General features: G+C 70.0%; 16 protein-coding genes and 1 pseudogene. 8 read left to right on the top strand and 9 right to left on the bottom strand.

Annotation, left to right across the window (positions count from 1 at the left end; translation table 11 throughout):
* The first annotated feature begins 85 nt into the window (after positions 1 to 85).
* Complete coding sequence (gene metG / locus ACIRR8_RS10225; protein ID WP_404061539.1) at positions 86 to 1,699, top strand: methionine--tRNA ligase; 1,614 nt, start codon at positions 86 to 88, stop codon at positions 1,697 to 1,699.
* Positions 1,700 to 1,761: 62 nt separating this feature from the next.
* On the opposite strand, the gene ACIRR8_RS10220 is transcribed toward metG, so the two are convergent.
* The 3 genes from ACIRR8_RS10220 to aspS all read right to left on the bottom strand — a co-directional run bounded on the left by ACIRR8_RS10220 (position 1,762) and on the right by aspS (position 5,260).
* Positions 1,762 to 2,343, bottom strand: coding sequence for a Uma2 family endonuclease (locus ACIRR8_RS10220; protein ID WP_404061537.1), 582 nt, complete (start codon positions 2,341 to 2,343; stop codon positions 1,762 to 1,764).
* 88 nt (positions 2,344 to 2,431) lie between these two features.
* The gene (locus tag ACIRR8_RS10215; RefSeq protein ID WP_404061534.1) at positions 2,432 to 3,223 is read right to left on the bottom strand and encodes a L,D-transpeptidase family protein; all 792 of its coding nucleotides are present in this window, start codon (positions 3,221 to 3,223) and stop codon (positions 2,432 to 2,434) included.
* Positions 3,224 to 3,460: 237 nt separating this feature from the next.
* Positions 3,461 to 5,260, bottom strand: a complete 1,800-nt coding sequence (gene aspS / locus ACIRR8_RS10210; protein ID WP_404061531.1) for an aspartate--tRNA ligase — start codon at positions 5,258 to 5,260, stop codon at positions 3,461 to 3,463.
* A gap of 163 nt (positions 5,261 to 5,423) precedes the next feature.
* On the opposite strand from aspS, the gene ACIRR8_RS10205 reads away from it, so the two are divergent.
* Entirely contained in the window at positions 5,424 to 7,544 is a 2,121-nt protein-coding gene (locus ACIRR8_RS10205) for a SpoIIE family protein phosphatase (RefSeq protein ID WP_404061528.1), read from the top strand.
* Between the two features lie 51 nt (positions 7,545 to 7,595).
* Here the strand turns inward: ACIRR8_RS10205 and ACIRR8_RS10200 are convergent, their stop codons facing one another.
* The 3 genes from ACIRR8_RS10200 to ACIRR8_RS10190 form a co-directional block, all read right to left on the bottom strand.
* The gene (locus tag ACIRR8_RS10200; protein ID WP_404061525.1) at positions 7,596 to 8,651 is read right to left on the bottom strand and encodes an AI-2E family transporter; all 1,056 of its coding nucleotides are present in this window, start codon (positions 8,649 to 8,651) and stop codon (positions 7,596 to 7,598) included.
* A 101-nt stretch (positions 8,652 to 8,752) separates the two neighbouring features.
* Positions 8,753 to 9,709, bottom strand: coding sequence for a pirin family protein (locus ACIRR8_RS10195; RefSeq protein ID WP_404061522.1), 957 nt, complete (start codon positions 9,707 to 9,709; stop codon positions 8,753 to 8,755).
* Between the two features lie 229 nt (positions 9,710 to 9,938).
* Positions 9,939 to 10,406, bottom strand: a complete 468-nt coding sequence (locus ACIRR8_RS10190; RefSeq protein ID WP_007447855.1) for an SseB family protein — start codon at positions 10,404 to 10,406, stop codon at positions 9,939 to 9,941.
* Between the two features lie 208 nt (positions 10,407 to 10,614).
* Here ACIRR8_RS10190 and ACIRR8_RS10185 point away from each other — a divergent pair, with 208 nt between their 5' ends.
* The 4 genes and pseudogenes from ACIRR8_RS10185 to ACIRR8_RS10170 all read left to right on the top strand — a co-directional run bounded on the left by ACIRR8_RS10185 (position 10,615) and on the right by ACIRR8_RS10170 (position 14,870).
* Entirely contained in the window at positions 10,615 to 12,441 is a 1,827-nt protein-coding gene (locus ACIRR8_RS10185) for an acyl-CoA dehydrogenase (RefSeq protein ID WP_404061519.1), read from the top strand.
* A gap of 121 nt (positions 12,442 to 12,562) precedes the next feature.
* Positions 12,563 to 13,176 (top strand): annotated as a pseudogene (locus ACIRR8_RS10180) (Uma2 family endonuclease).
* Between the two features lie 72 nt (positions 13,177 to 13,248).
* On the top strand, positions 13,249 to 14,547 hold the full coding sequence (locus ACIRR8_RS10175; RefSeq protein WP_404061517.1) for a M18 family aminopeptidase: 1,299 nt from the start codon (positions 13,249 to 13,251) through the stop codon (positions 14,545 to 14,547).
* A gap of 101 nt (positions 14,548 to 14,648) precedes the next feature.
* Positions 14,649 to 14,870: a DUF6458 family protein gene (locus ACIRR8_RS10170; protein ID WP_404061514.1), complete on the top strand. Its 222-nt coding sequence runs from the start codon at positions 14,649 to 14,651 to the stop codon at positions 14,868 to 14,870.
* A 49-nt stretch (positions 14,871 to 14,919) separates the two neighbouring features.
* On the opposite strand, the gene ACIRR8_RS10165 is transcribed toward ACIRR8_RS10170, so the two are convergent.
* Positions 14,920 to 16,737, bottom strand: a complete 1,818-nt coding sequence (locus tag ACIRR8_RS10165) for an NHL domain-containing thioredoxin family protein (protein WP_404061512.1) — start codon at positions 16,735 to 16,737, stop codon at positions 14,920 to 14,922.
* Positions 16,738 to 16,801: 64 nt separating this feature from the next.
* Here ACIRR8_RS10165 and ACIRR8_RS10160 point away from each other — a divergent pair, with 64 nt between their 5' ends.
* Entirely contained in the window at positions 16,802 to 17,293 is a 492-nt protein-coding gene (locus ACIRR8_RS10160; RefSeq protein ID WP_404061510.1) for an LURP-one-related/scramblase family protein, read from the top strand.
* 75 nt (positions 17,294 to 17,368) lie between these two features.
* On the opposite strand, the gene ACIRR8_RS10155 is transcribed toward ACIRR8_RS10160, so the two are convergent.
* Together ACIRR8_RS10155 and ACIRR8_RS10150 are read right to left on the bottom strand one after the other, a co-directional pair.
* A complete protein-coding gene (locus ACIRR8_RS10155) occupies positions 17,369 to 17,758 on the bottom strand; it encodes a hypothetical protein (protein WP_404061508.1) in 390 nt (129 codons plus the stop codon).
* 44 nt (positions 17,759 to 17,802) lie between these two features.
* Positions 17,803 to 18,594, bottom strand: a complete 792-nt coding sequence (locus ACIRR8_RS10150) for a carbon-nitrogen family hydrolase (RefSeq protein ID WP_404061505.1) — start codon at positions 18,592 to 18,594, stop codon at positions 17,803 to 17,805.
* A 372-nt stretch (positions 18,595 to 18,966) separates the two neighbouring features.
* Between ACIRR8_RS10150 and ACIRR8_RS10145 the strand changes: the two genes are divergently transcribed.
* Positions 18,967 to 19,791, top strand: a complete 825-nt coding sequence (locus tag ACIRR8_RS10145) for a maleylpyruvate isomerase family mycothiol-dependent enzyme (RefSeq protein ID WP_404061502.1) — start codon at positions 18,967 to 18,969, stop codon at positions 19,789 to 19,791.
* The last annotated feature ends 41 nt before the right edge of the window (positions 19,792 to 19,832 follow it).

Here is a 19,832-nt window from a genome sequence, read left to right as displayed (position 1 = left end):
CCGCCGGCGACTCCATCGGAGGGCCCTGCCGTAGCGAGGTTTATCGATGTGAGTGGATCTTCAACCGACCGTTAGGATTTCGACCATGGCGGCCACTGGATCCGAGAAGCAGGGGGCGACGGCGTACTACGTCTCGACCCCCATTTACTACGTCAACGACGCTCCTCACCTGGGCCACGCCTACACGACCGTCGCAGGCGACGTGCTCACGCGCTGGCACCGCCAGCGCGGCGAGAAGGTGTGGTACCTCACCGGCACGGACGAGCACGGTCAGAAGATCATGCGCACGGCCGAGGCGAACAACGTGACTCCCCAGGCCTGGGCGGACAAGCTCGTCGAGGAGGCGTGGAAGCCCCTCTGGGAGCACCTGAACATCGCGAACGACGACTTCATCCGGACGACGGAGAAGCGGCACACCGACCGGGTGCAGGAGTTCGTGCAGGACCTGTACGACAAGGACGAGATCTACAAGGGCGGCTACGAAGGCCCGTACTGCGTGGGCTGCGAGGAGTACAAGCTCCCGGGCGACCTGCTCGACGGCGAGGGCGACTTCGCCGGACAGAAGCTCTGCCCGATCCACAAGAAGCCGGTGGAGCTCCTCAAGGAGGAGAACTACTTCTTCAAGCTCAGCGCGTACGGCCCGAAGCTGCTGGAGTTCTACGCGGCGAACCCGGACTTCATCCAGCCCGAGTCGGCGCGCAACGAGATCGTGAACTTCGTCGAGCAGGGCCTGCAGGACCTGTCGATCTCGCGCTCGACGTTCGACTGGGGCGTTCCGGTCCCGTGGGACGACAAGCACGTGATCTACGTGTGGATCGACGCGCTGCTCAACTACGCGACGGCCGTGGGCTACGGCGCCAACCAGGAGAAGTTCGACGGTACGTTCCCGGCGGACGTGCACCTGATCGGCAAGGACATCCTCCGCTTCCACACGGTGATCTGGCCCGCGATGCTGATGGCGCAGGGCCTGCCGCTCCCCGGCAAGGTCGTCGCCAACGGCTGGCTGATGGTCGGCGGCGAGAAGATGTCGAAGTCGAACCTGACCGGCATCAAGCCGCAGGACCTGACCTCGCACTTCGGCGTGGACGCGTACCGCTGGTACTTCCTGCGGGCCATCGCGTACGGCAGCGACGGCTCGTTCTCCTGGGAGGACTTCTCCGCCCGCTACACCTCCGAGCTGGCCAACGACTACGGCAACCTCGCCTCGCGCGTGGCGGCGATGGTCGGCAAGTACTTCGGCGGCGCGCTGCCGAAGGCCACGGCCGCCGGTGACGCCGAGCGGGCCGTGCAGGAGGGCCTGGCGAAGGCCGTCGCCACGGCCGACTCGAAGATCGGCGAGGAGCTGGACTTCCAGTCCGGCATCCTGGCGATCTTCGACTTCGTGAAGCAGGTCAACGGCTACATCACGGAGCAGGAGCCGTGGAAGGTGGCCAAGGACACCACCCCCGAGGGCCAGGCCCGCCTGGCGACCATCCTGTACACAGCCGCCGAGTCGCTGCGCGGTGTCGCGGTCCTGCTCAACGCCGTGATGCCGGAGACCTCGCAGAGCCTGTGGGAGTCCCTGGGCGCCGAGGAGTCCCTGGGCGCCCTGGCCGACCAGAGGGTCCAGGACGCGGGCGCCTGGGGCACCCTGCCCGCGGGCGCGACGGTGACGAAGGGCGCGGTGCTGTTCCCCCGCCTGGAGGAGAAGCCGGCGTAGTACGCACACGAGGAGCCCGGGACCACTTTCATGGTCCCGGGCTCCTCGCGTACGGCGTCGGGTCAGCGTGTCCAGTTCTTGAGCGGCTCGGTGTCCAGCTCGATCCCGACCGGGTCGGGGAGGGTGACGGTCTTTCCGTAAGGCACCGTCACGACCTGCTCGTAGCGCACGCCGTCGGGCTGCGAGTGGACCTTCACCTCGCAGGTGTCGCGGTCGATCAGCAGGTAGACGGGGATACCGGTCTCGGCATAGGCGCGGGGCTTCTCGACCCGGTCGCGGCGGTCGGTGTCCTCGTCGTACGAGGTGACCTCGACGACCATGAGGACGCCGTCGGGGCTGGCCCATTCGCCTTGGCCTGCGAAAGTGCCGCTGGGGGCGAAGCTGCCGTCGGGTCGGGCGTTGCCCTTGCGATACGCCTCGATGCGCAGGCCCTGCTCGGCGTAGAGCCACCGGCTCGGATCTGCCTGCATGCACAGACGCGTCAGCCACTCGATGATCCGCCCGTGGTCCCCGTCCGGCACAGCCTTGACCCCCAGTTTCCCGTTCACGAACTCCAGCCGCAGCGCCTCCTCCGCGCGTACGGCGTGACGGGCCAGATCCTCGAAGACGTCCTGCGTCAGGACGCGGTCCTCGACCCCGCTCACAACGACCTCCTCCTGCACCGGGCCACCGGGTCACTCGTACCGGGAAACACCTTCAGCGTACGGCCAGGATCCTCGCCCGTCTCCCAGATCACCGCCCCAGCGACTCCGCGTCCGCCATCACGATCACCGGGTTCATCGCCGGGTCCAAGGCGCGCAGCAGCTCCTCCATGTGCTCCTCCGGGATGGAGACGCAGCCCTGGGTGGGGCCGCCGTGGTCGACGTGGATCCAGATGCCGCCACCGCGTTCGAGGCCGAGAGGGCGGTCGCGGTCTAGGGGGGTGACGCCCTCGACGCGGTTGTAGTTGATCGCCACGACGTAGTCGAAGGACCCTTCCAGCGGTTCACCGAAGAAGCCCTCGCCATCCACCGCGAACCGTGGGTGCTCGTCATACGGGAGGAGCGCGCCCGGGTCAGGGAGGCGGCCGCCCGCGTCGGTGAGGGAGTAGACGCCCCTGGGGGACCGCAGGTCGCCCGCCATGTGGTGGTCGGTCCAGCCCTCCATGCCATTGTGCGCGTCCCACGGCCCGGCGACCGGCGCCCACCCCTCCGCCGGGTCCTCGCGGCTGTAGAGCACCGCGCTGGACCGGTTGGCGTCCTCGTCCTCACCGGTGACCACGAACGCCTGCCGGGCCTCCTCGGGGATCTCCGCCCGGGTCTGCGGCCCGAGGCCCGGAATCTCGGCCGGGCTCGGCGTCGGCTCCTCGGAGGCAGGTGAGCGGCGTACGGAGGCGGCGTCGGACTCCGGGCCAGGGGCGCCCTGCCCGGGAGCACCCACGGGGGCCTTCGTGGAGCCGGGGCCGGAGGTGCAGCCGGTGAGGAGCAGGGCCAGGACGAGGAGCGGCGCGGCGAGCAGGGAGGGCGGGCGGAGCGGGACGGACACGGTGGCGGGCTCCTCGGGTGACGGCGAACGGCGTGACGGGGTGGCACGCGGCGCGAGAGAGGTGTCTCGGTGCCAGTCCTTGCCGCACCCGGCCCGGCCGAACCCGAACCGGGGCCATCCGGCTGTACCGGGTCGCCCGCCCGTCACCGGCTCGCGCGCTCCCGCAACGAAACAGCCCCCGATCGGGTGATCGGGGGCTGTTTCACGTGAAACATCCGCAGAGCGGGACCGTGCGGGCTACTTCTCGGCGGGCTTCTCCGACGTGCCTGCGCCCTTCGCCGCGACCGGCTTCCGCAGCTGGATGTTCAGCTCGCGCAGCCGGGACTCGTCCAGCTCGGTCGGTGCGCCCATCATCAGGTCCTGGGCGTTGCCGTTGAGCGGGAAGGCGATCGTCTCGCGGATGTTGGGCTCGTCCGCGAGCAGCATCACGATGCGGTCGACGCCCGGCGCGATGCCACCGTGCGGCGGAGCGCCGAGGCGGAACGCACGGAGCATGCCCGCGAACTCGTGCTCGACGGTCTCGCGGTCGTAACCGGCGATCTCGAACGCCTTGAGCATCAGCTCGGGCTCGTGGTTACGGATGGCGCCCGAGGACAGTTCGATGCCGTTGCAGACGATGTCGTACTGCCAGGCGAGGATGTCGAGCGGGTCCTTCTCCTCCAGGTCGGCCAGGCCGCCCTGGGGCATCGAGAAGGGGTTGTGCGAGAAGTCGATCTTGCCGGTCTCCTCGTCCTTCTCGTACATCGGGAAGTCGACGATCCAGCAGAACCGGAAAACGCCCTCCTCGAAGTGGCCGGCGCGCTTGGCGGCCTCGACCCGGACGGCCGACATGATCTTGGAGACCTCGTCGAACTCGCCGGCGCCGAAGAAGACCGCGTGGCCTGGGACCAGCGAGAGGCGCTCGGTGAGCGTCTTGACGTCGGTCTCGGTGAGGAACTTCGCGATCGGACCGGCCAGCGTGCCGTCCTCGCCCACACGCACCCAGGCCAGGCCCTTGGCGCCGTGCTCGACGGCGTACTCACCGAGGCCGTCGAAGAACTTGCGGGACTGGCCCGCGGTGTCCGGGACCGGCAGCGCGCGGACGTGCTTGCCGGCGAAGGCCTTGAACCCGGAGTCGGCGAAGACGTCCGAGATGTCGACGAGCTCCAGCTTGGCGCGCAGGTCCGGCTTGTCGTTGCCGTACTTCAGCATCGACTCGCGGAACGGGATGCGCGGGAACGGCGAGGTGACCTCGCGGCCGTTGCCGAACTCGGTGAAGAGCTCGGTCATCAGCTTCTCGATCGGCTGGAAGACGTCCTCCTGCTCGACGAACGACATCTCCACGTCGAGCTGGTAGAACTCGCCCGGCGAGCGGTCCGCACGGGCGTCCTCGTCGCGGAAGCAGGGCGCGATCTGGAAGTAGCGGTCGAAGCCCGAGATCATCAGCAGCTGCTTGAACTGCTGCGGGGCCTGCGGCAGCGCGTAGAACTTGCCGGGGTTCAGCCGGGACGGGACGACGAAGTCACGGGCGCCCTCGGGGGAGGTCGCGGTGAGGATCGGGGTCGCCATCTCGTTGAAGCCGAGCGCCACCATCTTGGAGCGGATGGAGGCGACCACGGCCGAGCGCAGCAGGATGTTGCGGTGCATGCGCTCACGGCGCAGGTCGAGGAAGCGGTACTCCAGCCGCCGCTCCTCGTTGACGCCGTCCTCGGTGTTGATCGTGAAGGGCAGCGGGCCGGCCTCGCCGAGCACCTCGACCTCGGTGACCTCGATCTCGATCTCACCGGTCGGCAGCTCCGGGTTGACGTTCTCGGCGCCGCGCGCGGAGACCTTGCCGTCGATCCGGACGACGGTCTCCTTGGTCAGCTTCGCCAGGGCCTCGTTGCCGGGGGTGCCGGGGCGGGCGACGAGCTGCACCAGACCGTAGTGGTCGCGCAGATCGATGAAGAGGATGCCGCCCAGGTCTCGGCGATTGTGCAGCCAGCCGCTCAGCCGGACGTCGGTGCCGACGTCAGAGGCGCGGAGCTCGCCGCAGGTGTGGGACCTGTACCGATGCATCGTCGTTCATCCAGTCTTCGCGGTTGGGGGTCGAATGAGCCACCCCAGGCTACCGCCCGGCGCCGCACCTCTTCATTTCCCTTTGCCGCCCGCCCCCGGCCCGGGCCCGCGCTCGGCTGCCTCTCGGTGGCGTGCGGAGAGCACATCTTCCTAAAGTGGGGCAATGCGCACCGAGGAAGTCCTGGCCGCGATCGCGACGGGCCTGTGGCGCTGGGACAACGCAGCCGGCACGGTCACGCTCGACGCGGAGGCGGCCCGGCTGCTCGGCCTGCCCGCCGAGCCCGGCAGCTACCGGGAGGCGGCGGTGCGCTCCCGTTTCCACCCGGTCGACTGGAACGAGATCTACGGGGTCGTGAACCTGGCCGTCGCCGAGGGCACCCTGGCCGAGGCGCGGCTGCGGATCGTGGACGAACGCGGGAAGGTGCTGCGTACCGTGCGCAGTCGCTCCAAGCCGGTCGTCGCGAGGGGCGGGGAGCTGGAGAACTACGTGCTCATCGGCACCCTCCAGGAGGTTGCCGAGCCGCAGCCGGGCTCCACCGACGCCGCCCACACGCCGATCACCGGCGACTGGCGCAGGTCCCGGGAGGCGTTCCTGCTGGATGCCGGGCGGGCGCTGGCGGAGGCCCGGTCCACGGAGGAGGTGCTGCGGGTCGCCGCGTCGCTCTCCATGCCCGGCTTCTCGCCGGACGGCCTCGCGGTCTTCGGCTCGGCCGGGGAGCGGCTGACGATCATCGGCCACCACGGGCAGGGCGCGGCGGACGAGGACCCGTTCACCGACATGCCCCTGGACACCGACTACCCGGCCGCCGAGGTCGTCCGTACGGGCCGCGCCATCTACCTCCCCTCCCCCGAGGAGTACCGCCGCCGCTACCCGGCCACCTGGCCGCTCGCCCGCCGCTTCGGCCGGCAGTCCTGGGCGTACCTGCCGCTGGTCTCCTCCGGCCGCACGATGGGCGCGTGGATGGCCGGGTTCCAGCACCCGGTGGGGTTCTCGCCGGACGAGCGCGCGGTGCTCACGACGGTCGCCCGGATGCTCGCGCAGGCGCTGGCCCGGGCCGGGGTCGCGGAGACCGAACGGGAGCTGTCGCTCGGCCTCCAGCGGTCGATGATGCCGACGCTGGGGCCGGACATCCCCGGCATGACGGTGGCGGCGCGGTACGTGCCGACCGGCGGCGGGCTCCAGGTGGGCGGCGACTGGTACGACATGATCCCGCTGCCCAACGGCCGGATCGCGCTGGTCATCGGTGACGTGCAGGGCCATGACGTACGGGCCGCCGGGCTGATGGGCCAGCTCCGCATCGCCCTGCGCGCGTACGCCTCCGAGGGCCACCGCCCGGACGCCGTGCTCGCGAGGGCCTCGCGCTTCCTCACCGGGCTGACCGACGCGTACGAGGGCGTGGCCAGCGACGACGAGCCCTCCGCGCCGCGTTTCGCGACCTGCCTGTACGCGGAGGTGGACCCGGATGCCGGAACGCTGGACATCGCGCGGGCGGGCCACCCGGACCCGGTGGTGGTGAGCGCGGACGGCACGGCGGTGATCCGGCAGACGGCGGGCGGGCTGCCGCTGGGCATCGAGACGGACTCCGACTACCCGACGACCCGGGTCGTCCTGGAGCCCGGAGAAACGATCATGCTCTGCACGGACGGCCTCATCGAGACCGGCGGCCACGACATGGCCACCGGCTGGGGCCGGCTGCGCCCGGTCCTGGAGGAGCCCACCGAGGACCTGGAGGAGATGGCGGACGCCCTGGTCCAGGCCGTGCACGGGCCGACCTCGCACTACACGACCGGGCCGCTGGCGGACCGCCGCGAGGACGACATCGCGGTGCTGGTGCTGCGGCGGGAGAGCGTACGGGCGCCGGAGACGCCGGCCCGGCGCAGCGTCCTGACGATCGCGCAGGCCGAACCGGAGCGGATCTCGGTGGGCCGCCAGCTCGTACGGGAGCTGCTGCACGACTGGAAGGACCCCGAGCAGGTCGACTCGGCGGTCCTGATGGTCTCGGAGATGGCCACCAATGTGCTGGTCCACACGGACGGTGACGCGCTGATGGCGGCGGAGGTCTCCGGGGACCGGGGTGAGCGGCGGCTGCGGGTGGAGGTGGCCGACGCGAGCGACGAGCTGCCGCACAAGAGGCGGCCTGGGGAGATGGCGTCCAGCGGGCGGGGGCTGGTGCTGATGGAGATGCTGGCGGACGCGTGGGGGGTGGATCCCCGGGGGGAGGGGAAGTCGATCTGGTTCGAGCTGTACGAGTCGGCGGAGCCGGGGGAGTTGGGGGCGCTGTGAGGGGCCCGGGGCCCTGATGGCTGCGGGGCCTCCCCCGTAACGGTTCCGTCCTCAAACGCCGGACGGGCTGGCATTGCGGCGGCGCAGCTCGCCCAGGACTCCGAACGCCGCCGCGCACATCGGGACGGCCAGGAGCATGCCCATCAGGCCGGCCACGCTCGCACCCGCCGTCAGCGCGATCATGATCATCGCCGGGTGCATCTGCACCGTACGGCTCTGGATCATCGGCTGGAGCACATGGCCCTCCAGCACCTGGACCGCGAGCACCACCCCCAGCGCCCACAGCGCGATCACGAGCCCCCGGTCGGCCAGTGCGACCAGCACGGAGACGGCGCCGGAGAGGAAGGCGCCGAGGTACGGGATGTAGGCGCCGACGAAGACCAGCGCGCCCAGCCCCACCGCACCCGGCACATCCAGGATCAGCAGGCCCACCGTGATGCACACGGCGTCGATCAGCGCGATGAACGTGGTGCCGCGCATGAACCCCTCGACGGCCTCGAACGCCCGGCGCCCCATCGCCTCCACCAGGTCACCGGTGCCGCGCGGGGCCACCGCGTGCGCGAGGTCCACCGCCCGGTCGGAGTCGCGGAGGAAGAAGAAGGTCAGCAGCAGCGCCAGCACGCTGGTCGCCACCAGCGTGCCGACCAGGCTGATCCCGCTGAGCAGGCCGCCCGCGGCGCTCGCGCCGAACTTCTCGACCAGGTTCCTGGCGTTGTCGGCGAGGCTGTCGACATCGGTGTTGCCGCCGATGTCCAGGTGGTCGACGACCCACTGTCCGGCGTCCTTCAGGGAGCGGACGATCTGGTCGCCGGAGTCGACGAGGACGGTGACCACGATGTACCCGGCGCCGCCCACCACCGCGACGAGCGCCGCGCAGGTGAGCCCGGCGGCCAGCGACCGGTTGAGGCGGCGGGCGATGAGCCAGCGGTGTACGGGGCCGAGCAGGGCGGTGCCGAGGAGGGCCAGCAGCACCGGTGTGACCGCCGTCTTGAGGGCGACGACCAGCCAGACCCCGACGGCCGCGACGCCCACGACCAGCAGGACGACACCGCACCAGGCGGCCGTGCGACGGGCGCCGTCGGGCAGGAGAGGCTTGGAAGCAGACACCCTCCCACCCGATCACGCCGTACGTCGGCGGGCCCGCCCGCCGCCACCGTATGGGTGACGGGGCGTCATAAAGGACGCCGGGCGAACCGTACGCCGCGATGTCACATGCCGTGGACCGCCGGGACCGTGCCGAGGCGGCCGGCCTGGAAGTCCTCGAAGGCCTGCTTCAGCTCGGCCTGACTGTTCATCACGAACGGCCCGTAGTGCGCCATCGGCTCCCGGATCGGGCGGCCGCCGAGAAGGACGACCTCCAGGTCCGGGGTGTTCCCGTCCTGCTTCTCGTCCGCGCGCACGGTCAGCGAGCCGCCGCTGCCGAACACCGCGGTCTGCCCGAGGCGGATCGGCCGGCGCTCCTGGCCGACCGTGCCGCGCCCGGCCAGGACGTACGCGAGTCCGTTGAAGTCCTCGCGCCAGGGCAGGGTCACCTCGGCGCCCGGCCGGACGGTGGCGTGGATCATCGTGATCGGGGTGTGGGTGATGCCGGGGCCTTGGTGCCCGTCGAGCTCACCGGCGATGACCCGGAGCAGCGCGCCGCCGTCCGGGGAGGCGAGGAGCTGGACCGCGCCGCCGCGGATGTCCTGGTAGCGCGGGTTCATCATCTTGTCGGCCTTGGGGAGGTTCACCCAGAGCTGGAGGCCGTGGAAGAGCCCGCCGGACATCACCAGCGACTCCGGCGGCGCCTCGATGTGCAGCAGTCCCGACCCGGCGGTCATCCACTGGGTGTCGCCGTTCTCGATGGTGCCGCCGCCACCGTTGGAGTCCTGGTGGATGAAGGTGCCGTCGATCAGGTACGTGACGGTCTCGAAGCCGCGGTGCGGGTGCCAGGGCGTGCCCTTCGGCTCACCGGCGGCGTACTCCACCTCACCCATCTGGTCCATCATGATGAACGGGTCGAGGTGCTGGTAGTTGATCCCCGCGAACGCGCGGCGGACCGGGAAGCCCTCGCCTTCGAACCCCGTCGGCGCCGTGGTGACGGCGAGCACGGGACGGGCCACGGCGTCACTCGAAGCGGCCACCTTGGGCAGGGTCAGCGGGTTGTCGACGGTCACTGCGGGCATGGGAGCCACCTCCGGGCGAGTCTGCTGCAACGAATTTAGTTGAATGGTGAACATCCTGCAAGGCGTACGGCATTCCCGGCCCGCCGACGAGGACGCCCGGACACCGTTACGGACAGCACGAGGGCCCGCGCCGGAAGCGGCGCAGGCCCTCACCCGTACAAGAAGTCCGCAGGTCAGCGACGCGCGGACAAGAAGTCCGCAGGCCGGCGACGCGCGGACCCGGAACCCCCTAGCCGTACATCCGCCGCATCGCGAAGTCGACCATCTGTTCGACCGCTTTGGCGTCGAAAACCATCCGGTGGTCGCCCTCCATGTCCAGGACGAAGCCGTATCCCGTGGGCAGCAGGTCGATCACCTCGGCGCCGGTGATCACGAAGTACTTGGACTCCTTGCCCGCGTAGAGCCGCAGCTCCTTGAGCGTGGTGAACATCGGGATCACGGGCTGCTGGGTGTTGTGCAGCGCCAGGAAGCCGGGGTTGTCGCCGCGCGGGCAGTAGACCTTCGACGTGGCGAAGATCTGCTGGAAGTCCTCGGCGGAGAGGGAGCCGGTGGTGAAGGCCCGTACCGCGTCGGCCAGGGAGGGCGGGGAGGGCTCGGGATACAGCGGCTGCTCCCCGTAGCCGCCGCCCATCTGCCCCATCTGGCCCATCTGACCCATCTGCTGCTGAGCACCAGGGTTCTGGTCGTAGCCGTACATGCTGCAAAGAGTAATCGGACACATCTACGGCTTGAGGGGTTGCGCCTTATTACTGACGGGTAGCATCATCGTAGAGGTCAGCTGATACACCCGCGTCTGTCTGTACCGAACGCTGTACCGAACCGCTGTTCCGCCGTCTGCCTGTCGCCCGACCCGCATCACTCCCCGGGGCGCTGCGCGCCACTGCTATTGATTACGGAGCCTTCCCATGGGGCACTACAAGTCGAATCTCCGCGACATCGAGTTCAACCTCTTCGAGGTGCTCGGGCGCGACAAGCTGTACGGCACCGGTCCGTTCGCGGAGATGGACGTCGACACCGCGAAGAGCATCCTGGAGGAGATCGCCCGCCTCGCGGAGAACGAGCTCGCCGACTCCTTCGCCGACGCCGACCGCAACCCGCCGGTCTTCGACCCGGAGACCAACACCGCGCCGGTCCCGGAGAGCTTCAGGAAGTCGTACCAGTCCTTCATGGACTCGGAGTACTGGCGCCTGGGCCTGCCCGAGGAGATCGGCGGCACCACCGCGCCCCGCTCCCTGATCTGGGGCTACGCGGAGCTGCTGCTCGGCGCCAACCCGGCCGTGTGGATGTACTCCTCCGGTCCGGCCTTCGCGGGCATCCTCTTCGAGGAGGGCACCGAGGAGCAGAAGAAGGTCGCGGAGATCGCCGTCGAGAAGCAGTGGGGCTCGACGATGGTGCTGACCGAGCCGGACGCCGGCTCCGACGTCGGCGCCGGCCGGTCGAAGGCCGTGCAGCAGGAGGACGGCTCCTGGCACATCGAGGGTGTGAAGCGCTTCATCACCTCGGGCGAGCACGACATGTCCGAGAACATCCTCCACTACGTGCTGGCCCGCCCCGAGGGCGCCGGCCCCGGCACCAAGGGCCTCTCGCTCTTCCTGGTCCCGAAGTACCACTTCGACTGGACCACCGGCGAGCTGGGCGAGCGCAACGGCGTGTACGCGACGAACGTCGAGCACAAGATGGGCCTCAAGGCCTCCAACACCTGCGAGATGACCTTCGGCGACCGCCACCCCGCCAAGGGCTGGCTCATCGGCGACAAGCACGACGGCATCCGCCAGATGTTCCGCATCATCGAGTTCGCCCGGATGATGGTCGGCACGAAGGCCATCGCCACCCTCTCCACGGGCTACCTGAACGCGCTGGAGTACGCCAAGGAGCGTGTCCAGGGCACGGACCTGTCGCAGTTCATGGACAAGACGGCGCCCAAGGTCACCATCACGCACCACCCGGACGTGCGCCGCTCGCTCATGACGCAGAAGGCGTACGCCGAGGGCATGCGCTCCCTCGTGCTGTACACGGCCACCGTCCAGGACGCGATCCAGGAGAAGGAGGCCGCGGGCGAGGACGCCAAGGCGCTCAACGGCCTCAACGACCTGCTGCTCCCGATTGTGAAGGGGTACGGCTCCGAGAAGTCCTACGAGCAGCTGGCGCAGTCGCTCCAGACGTTCGGCGGCTCGGGCTACCTCCAGGAGTACCCGGTCGAGCAGTACATCCGGGACGCCAAGATCGACACCCTCTACGAGGGCACGACGGCGATCCAGGGCCAGGACTTCTTCTTCCGGAAGATCGTCCGCGACCAGGGCGTCTCGCTCAACACGCTCTCCGAGGAGATCAAGAAGTTCCTCGCGAGCGCCCAGGGCAACGAGGAGCTGGCACCCGCGCTGGACTCGCTCGCCAAGGCGGCCGTGGACCTGGAGGCGATCGTCGGCACGATGATCACCGACCTCACCGCGACCGGCGAGGACGTCAAGAACATCTACAAGGTGGGCCTCAACACGACCCGCCTCCTGATGGCCTCCGGCGACGTCGTCGTCGGCTACCTGCTCCTCAAGGGCGCGACCGTGGCGGCCGAGAAGCTGCCGACCGCCTCCGCCAAGGACGTCGCCTTCTACCAGGGCAAGATCGCCGCCGCGAAGTTCTTCGCCGCGAACATCCTCCCGGGCGTCTCGGCCGAGCGCGCGCTCGCCGAGAGCGTCGACAACTCCCTGATGGAGCTGGACGAGGCCGCGTTCTAGGGAATCGCTCGCCTGTTTCGTCAACATGCGCCGCCATCCGGAATTCGTTCGGATGGCGGCGCTGTCGTATCAGCTGGGTACGCTGAGTGCACGGGCCAGGATCCCTTCCACGGGAGGAACCATGACCGCCGAGGCACAGTCCGAAGCGTCGCAGCAGCGGCGCGCCAACCCCGGGTGGCCGGTCCCGCCACCGGACGGCTACACCGTGGACGATTTCTTCGCGCTTGACGACCTCCCGCCGCACACAGAGCTGATCGACGGGAACCTGGTTTTCGTGAGTCCGCAGCGAAAGTTCCACACGCTGGCCATGTATCTGCTGGAGCAGGGGCTGCGACAGCACGTCCCGGACGACCTGCGCGTGCGTCGAGAGATGGCCGTCGTGCTCGGCAAGCGCAATGCCCCGGAGCCCGACCTCCTCGTGGTGACCGCAGCCGCCGACGGCGACCAGCGCACCACCGCTACCAGGCCGCCGACGTCCTCCTCGCCGTAGAAGTCGTCTCCCCCGACTCCGAGGACCGCGACCGGGACACCAAGCCGCACACGTACGCGGCGGCGGGCATCAAGCACTTCTGGCTCGTCGAGATGACCGGTGAGAGGGACCGCCCCATGGTCATCACCTATGAACTGGATCCGGTCAACAAGACGTATGTCTCCACCGGCGTCCACCACGACCGCCTCAAACTCTCCGCGCCGTACGACATCGACATCGACCTGACCGCGATCGACGAGCTGTAGCCCCCGGGGCACCACCCCACCGGTCACCGGTCACCGGATTCCGGATCTGGCTGTCTCGATACAGTGAAGACCATGAGTTCTCGCCACCGGTTCGACCGTGCGCACACCGATGATCTGATGTCCTTCCTGGCGGCGAGCCCGTCCCCGTACCACGCCGTGGCCAACGCGGCAGCCCGGCTGGAGGTAGCCGGATTCCGTCAGGTCGCGGAGACCGATGCCTGGGACGCGAGCACCGGCGGGAAGTACGTGCTCCGCGGCGGGGCGATCATCGCGTGGTACGTGCCGGAGGGCGCGGTCGCGCACACGCCGTTCCGGATCGTCGGCGCGCACACCGACTCCCCGAACCTGCGGGTCAAGCCGCTGCCCGACACCGGGTCGCACGGCTGGCGGCAGGTCGCCGTCGAGATCTACGGCGGCACGCTGCTGAACACCTGGCTCGACCGGGACCTGGGCCTGGCCGGCCGGATCTCGCTGCGGGACGGCACCGACCGGCTCGTCAACATCGACCGGGCGCTGCTGCGGGTGCCGCAGCTGGCCGTGCACCTGGACCGGTCGGCCAACACCGACGGCCTCAAGCTCGACCGGCAGCGCCACATGCAGCCGATCTGGGGTCTCGGCGAGGTGGCCGAGGGCGACCTGATCCGGTTCGTCGCCGAGGAGGCCGGCGTCGACGCGGAGGACGTCACCGGCTGGGACCTCATGCCGCACCCCGTCGAGCCGCCGTCCTACCTCGGCCGGGACCGCGAGCTGGTCGCCGGGCCGCGGATGGACAACCTGCTCTCCGTGCACGCCGCGACCGCCGCGCTGGCCGCCGTCGCCCAACTGCCCGACGGCGAACTCCCGTACATCCCCGTCCTGGCCGCCTTCGACCACGAGGAGAACGGCTCCCAGTCCGACACCGGCGCCGACGGGCCGCTGCTGGGCACGGTGCTGGAGCGCTCGGTCTTCGCCCGGGGCGGTACGTACGAGGACCGCGCCCGCGCCTTCGCCGGGACGGTCTGCCTCTCCTCCGACACCGGCCACGCCGTGCACCCCAACTACGCCGAGCGGCACGACCCGACGCACCACCCGGTCGCCAACGGCGGGCCGATCCTCAAGGTCAACGTCAACATGCGGTACGCCACCGACGGCAGCGGCCGCGCGGTGTTCGCCGCCGCCTGCGAGAGGGCGGGCGTGCCGTGGCAGACGTTCGTCTCCAACAACTCGATGCCGTGCGGCACGACGATCGGCCCGATCACCGCGGCCCGGCACGGCATCATGACCGTGGACATCGGGGTCGCGATCCTCTCCATGCACAGCGCGCGGGAACTGTGCGGCGCCGACGACCCGTATCTGCTGGCCAACGCGCTCACGGCGTTCCTGACGGACTGACACCCGCGTTCAACGTCCGCCTCGCACATGGTTGTTGCCTGGCCGGGTACCCGACCCGTACACCGGTCCGGATGCACCGGATCGTCGAGGAGGCGGGAATCATGGGACTCGGAGGATGCATTCTTCTGATCGGTGGTGGCGCGATCCTGGCATTCGCGACCGACTGGAAGGCCGACGGGATCAATCTCGACCTGGTCGGCTGGATCATGATGCTCGTCGGCCTCATCGGGGTGTTCGTCTACATGAGCATCGCGCGCCGTCGTCGCATGATCGTGCCGCCCACCACCACGGTCGTGCAGGACGACGAGCACCGCTACCACTGACCTGTGTGGGCAAGGCACATGCCTTGCCCACACACGGTCGGCAGACCCGTCAGCCCTGCTCGTCCATGCCCGCCAGCACCAGCGGCAGCCGGGCCGCTCCCTGAGCCGTCACACGGACCGGAACGCCCCAGTCCTGCTGGTGGACGTGGCAGGCCGGGTACTCGTTGGCCGGGTCGTCGTCGCAGGACGCCGCCATCGCGGAGACGTGCAGCACGCCCTCGGTGACCCCGTCCGCGAGGACCAGGTCGCGCCCGAGGTCCGTGCCCGCGCCGGAGCCGTCCGCCAGCAGCTCGGGCGGGGTGGCGGAGACCAGCAGCCGGGTGGAAGGGCCGTACCGGGTGTCCAGCTTCTGGCCCGCCGGTGCCTGGAAGACCACGTCGAGACGGAGCGTGCCCGGCGCGATCTCGGTGGCGGCGCGCTGGGTGCGATGCGCCTGCTCGGCGACGCGTACGGCCTCCTCCGGCAGGCGGAGGCGGGTGAGACGGTGGCGGGCCGACTCGACGACGACCAGGTCGCCGTCGACCAGCACCGCGTCACTGGGCTCGCGGACATCGGTGGCGAGCGTGGTGACCTCGTCGGTGGCGGGGTCGTAACGGCGGAGCGCGTGGTTGTACGTGTCCGAGATCGCCACGGACCCGTCGGGCAGCGCGGTCACGCCGATCGGGTGCTGGAGGAGCGCCTGGGCGGCGGCGCCGTCGCGGTGGCCGAAGTCGAAGAGGCCGGTGCCGACGGCGGTGTGCACGTGCTCGTCCCGGTCGACCCAGCGCAGGGCCGAGGTCTCGGAGTCCGCGACCCAGAGCCGCTCGCCGTCGGCGGAGACCGCGAGCCCGGACGGCTGCGCGAACCAGGCCTCGGCGGCGGACCCGTCGACCAGGCCCTCGTTGGTGGTCCCGGCGGCGACCCGTACGGCCTGGGCCTCGGGGTCGTACGTCCACAGCTGGTGCACGCCCGCCATGGCGATCCACAGCCGGTCACCGAACCAGGCCAGGTCCCACGGCGAGGAGAGGTCCACCTCGCGCGCCGGCCCGCTGGTCGGGTTCCCCTGCCACCACTGGCGGCCGGTCCCGGCCAGGGTCGTGACCGCGCCGGTCGTGAGGTCCAGGGCGCGGATCGCGTGGTTGACGGTGTCCGCGACGGCGATACGGCCGTCGGGCAGCACGGCGAGCCCCTGGGGTTCGCTGAACCGGGCCTCGTCCGGGCCGCCGTCGCCCAGCCCGCGCTCACCGGTGCCGAAGTGGCGCCGTACCGTCTCGCCGTCCGCGTCCAGCTCGACCAGGCGGTGCCGGGTGGTGTCGGAGACCAGGAAGCCGCCGTCGGGCAGGAGCAGCGCCTTGCCCGGGAAGCGCAGATGCGTGGCGACCGGCTCCGGCGCCACGTACGGGCCGTCGCCGCGGCGGAGCGTGCCCTTGGCCGCGTGCTCGGCCTCCAGCTCCGCGACCAGCTTCTCGATGGCGTGCGCATGGCCCTCGCCGGCGTGCTGGGCGACGACATAGCCCTCGGGGTCGATGACGACGAGCGTCGGCCAGGCCCGTACGGCGTACTGCTTCCAGGTGGCCAGCTCGGGGTCGTCGAGCACCGGATGGTGGACCTCGTACCGCTCGACGGCGTCGACGACGGCCTGGTGCTCGGCCTCGTGGACGAACTTCGGCGAGTGGACGCCGATGATCACCACGGTGTCGCGGTGCTTCTCCTCCAGCTCCCGCAGCTCATCGAGGACATGCAGGCAGTTCACACAGCAGAAGGTCCAGAAATCGAGGATGACGATGCGTCCTCGCAGTTCGGAGAGGGTGTACTGCCGGTCGCCTGTGTTGAGCCAGCCGCCCTTGCCGATGAGTTCGGGAGCGCGGACGCGTGCACGTGTTGCCATGCCACCAGTCAACACCGATCCCGCCTGCACGCATTCCGCAGGGGCCCGGGGGAACCTGTGCCGTATGAGACTTCTCGTGCGTGAGCGCCTGTTCGCCATCGGTGACGACTACTGGATCGAGGACACGGACGGCCACAAGGTCTTCCTGGTCGACGGCAAGGCCATGCGGCTGCGCGACACCTTCGAGCTGAAGGACGCCGACGGGCGGGTCCTGGTGGAGCTGCGGCAGAAGCTGATGAGCCTGCGCGGCACCATGCTCATCGAGCGTGGTGGCGAGGAGCTGGCCACGGTCAAGCGCAAGCGGCTCTCGCTGCTCCGTAACCACTATCGGGTGACCCTGGTGGACGGTACGGAGATGGACGTCAGCGGCAAGATCCTGGACCGCGAGTTCGCCATCGAGTACGACGGCGAGCTGCTGGCCCAGATCTCGCGGCGCTGGCTGACGCTCCGGGACACGTACGGCATCGATGTGGTCCGGGAGGACGCGGACGTCTCGCTGCTGATCGCCGTGGCGATGTGCGTGATCGTGCTGGCGGACAAGGAGAGCGGCGGCTGATCGCCTTGCCGGGTGGGGGAGTTCGTTGTTTCACGTGAAACAGGGCGTTTCACGTGAAACATGGCCGACCGTGAGTCAGGTGCGTGCTGCGGCTCGCCGGTCCGCCTGGACGAAGGCGGCCGCGGAGAGGACGACGGTGGCCGCGGAGAGGACGACGGTGGCCGCGAAGGACACCACGAGCGTGGGGTTGAGCCAGGTCGGGACGCCACCGGTGAACTCCCGGCCGTCGGTGGTGCGGCACCGGAAGCGCGGCGGCATGAACTGCACCTGTTGCGCGTCCACCCGAGTGCCTTCCGGCACATCGCGGCACAGGTGCATGGGGGTGGAGTCCGCTCCCGATCCGACCTGGCCGGCCGCCAGGCCGACGAGCAGGACGCCGAAGAGATAGAGGACCACCGTGACGACGGCGGCGAAGATCGCCGTGCCACGGAGGAGCGTCGATTCGGCATCGCCCGGTTCAGCCATGGCGCTCACTGTAAGCAAGCGCCCCAACCCGGTACAGGGCAGTCTCAGTCCGGCGGCGCGAGCCCCAGCCTGCGGTCCTTCAGCGCCGGGAACTGCTCCCGCGTCGCGCCGACCTTCGACGGGTCGAACTCCACGGTCAGGATCTCCTCGTCCGCGCCGGCCTCGGCGAGCACCTCGCCCCAGGGGTCGACGACGATGCTGTGACCGGCCTGCGGGACGTCGGCATGCGTGCCCGAGGTGCCGAGGGCGAGGACGTACGCCTGGTTCTCGACGGCCCGGGCCTGTGCGAGGAGCGTCCAGTGGGCGCGGCGGCGCTCGGGCCAGCCCGCCGACACGACGAGCGTCTCGGCGCCCGCGTCGACGAGCCCGCGGAACTGCTCCGGGAAGCGGAGGTCGTAGCAGGTGGCCAGGCCCAGCGTGGTCTGCGGCAGAGCCACGGTCACCAGCTCCTCGCCGGCGCCCATCATCACCGCCTCGCCCTTGTCGAAGCCGAAGCGGTGGATCTTGCGGTAGACGGCCGCGCGCTCACCGTCGGGCGAGAAGACGAGCGCGGTGTTGTAGAGGGTGCCGTCCGCCGCGCGCTCCACGAACGATCCCGCGTGCAGCCAGACCCCGGCCTCGGCGGCCGCCTTCGCCATCACCTCGTGGGTCGGCCCCCGGAGCGGCTCGGCCTCCTGCTCGAAGACGGTGTAGGCGAACGCGCCGACCGGCCAGAGCTCGGGAAGGACCACCAGGTCGGAGCCGCGTTGGCCGACCACCAGAGAGGCCGCCCGCTCGCGACGGGCCTCGACGGATTCGTCCGGGTCTACTGCGATCTGGATGAGGGAGGCGCGCACACTACCACCGTCCTGGCATTCGAGCCGTCAACACGGGCCTACGATCGTCACACGAAAGCACTGCCGGGGTGCCTGCTCGCAGCGTAACTTGGACCGACCGGAACATGGGGGGCGGGAGAAGGAGCGGGGCTGGACGCGTGCAGCTGCAAGGCGGAGGATTGAGGCATGGCGGAGCCATAGTGATTGACGACAACGCCGCAGATGCGCGTGACCAGCCCCGCGACGCCGCCCCCCATGTTCCGGTCGGTCCCAAGCGACTGAACCTCCACGTAGCCCGCAGCTCGCAGCCCACGACAGCGTCGTCCGTGCCGGCCCGCCAGTCGGCACACCCTGCTCTCCAGCCCATGCACCGAAGAACCGCCGAGGGGTCCCGTGACCGTCCATCCCAGCCTCCAGACCTACGCCGACTCCGCGACCCACTCCATCGAAGCGATAGCCGACCTGGTCAAGCCGCTCGCGGAGGGGGAGTGGAACCGCCGCACACCGTGCCCGGGATGGTCGGTGCGGGACATCGTGTCGCATGTCATCGGCATGGAGTGCGAGATGCTCGGCGACCCTCGGCCCATCCATACGCTGCCGCGCGACCTCTACCACGTACAGAGTGACTTCGCGCGCTACATGGAGATGCAGGTCGACGTCCGGCGCCACCACACCGCGCCCGAGATGACGTCCGAGCTGGAGTACGTCCTCATCCGCCGCGCCCGGCAGCTCCGCAACGAGTCCCGCGCCCCCGAGACCACGGTCCGCGCGCCGCTCGGCGCCGAGCAGACCCTCGAAGTGGCGTACAACATGCGGGCCTTCGACGTCTGGGTGCACGAGCAGGATCTGCGGACGACGCTCGGTCAGCCGGGCAACCTCGACTCCCCCGGCGCGCACATCACCCGGGACGTCCTGCTCACCGCGCTGCCGAAGGTGGTCGCCAAGGACGCGGGCGCACCGGCCAACTCGGCGGTGGTGCTGGACGTGCACGGCCCGGTGGAGTTCCTGCGGACGGTACGGGTCGACGCGGAGGGCCGCGGTTCGATAGACGGTTCGCCGTCGCTGGGCCCGGCCGTGACGCTCTCGATGGACTGGGAGACGTACGTACGCCTCGCCTGCGGGCGGGTCCGTCCGGCAGCCGTGGCCGACCGGATCAAGGCCGAGGGTGACCAGGAGCTGGCCACGGCGATCCTGGACCACTTCGCCGTCACCCCGTAGTTCCCCCTTCTCGGCGGCGCCCGCCCCGGATGTCACGGACG

Source organism: Streptomyces sp. NPDC101178 (genome assembly GCF_044767965.1).
In the GTDB taxonomy this organism is placed as follows: domain Bacteria; phylum Actinomycetota; class Actinomycetes; order Streptomycetales; family Streptomycetaceae; genus Streptomyces.
Note: the sequence above shows the minus strand (reverse complement) of the source record. Positions and strands in the feature narration are given on the sequence as shown.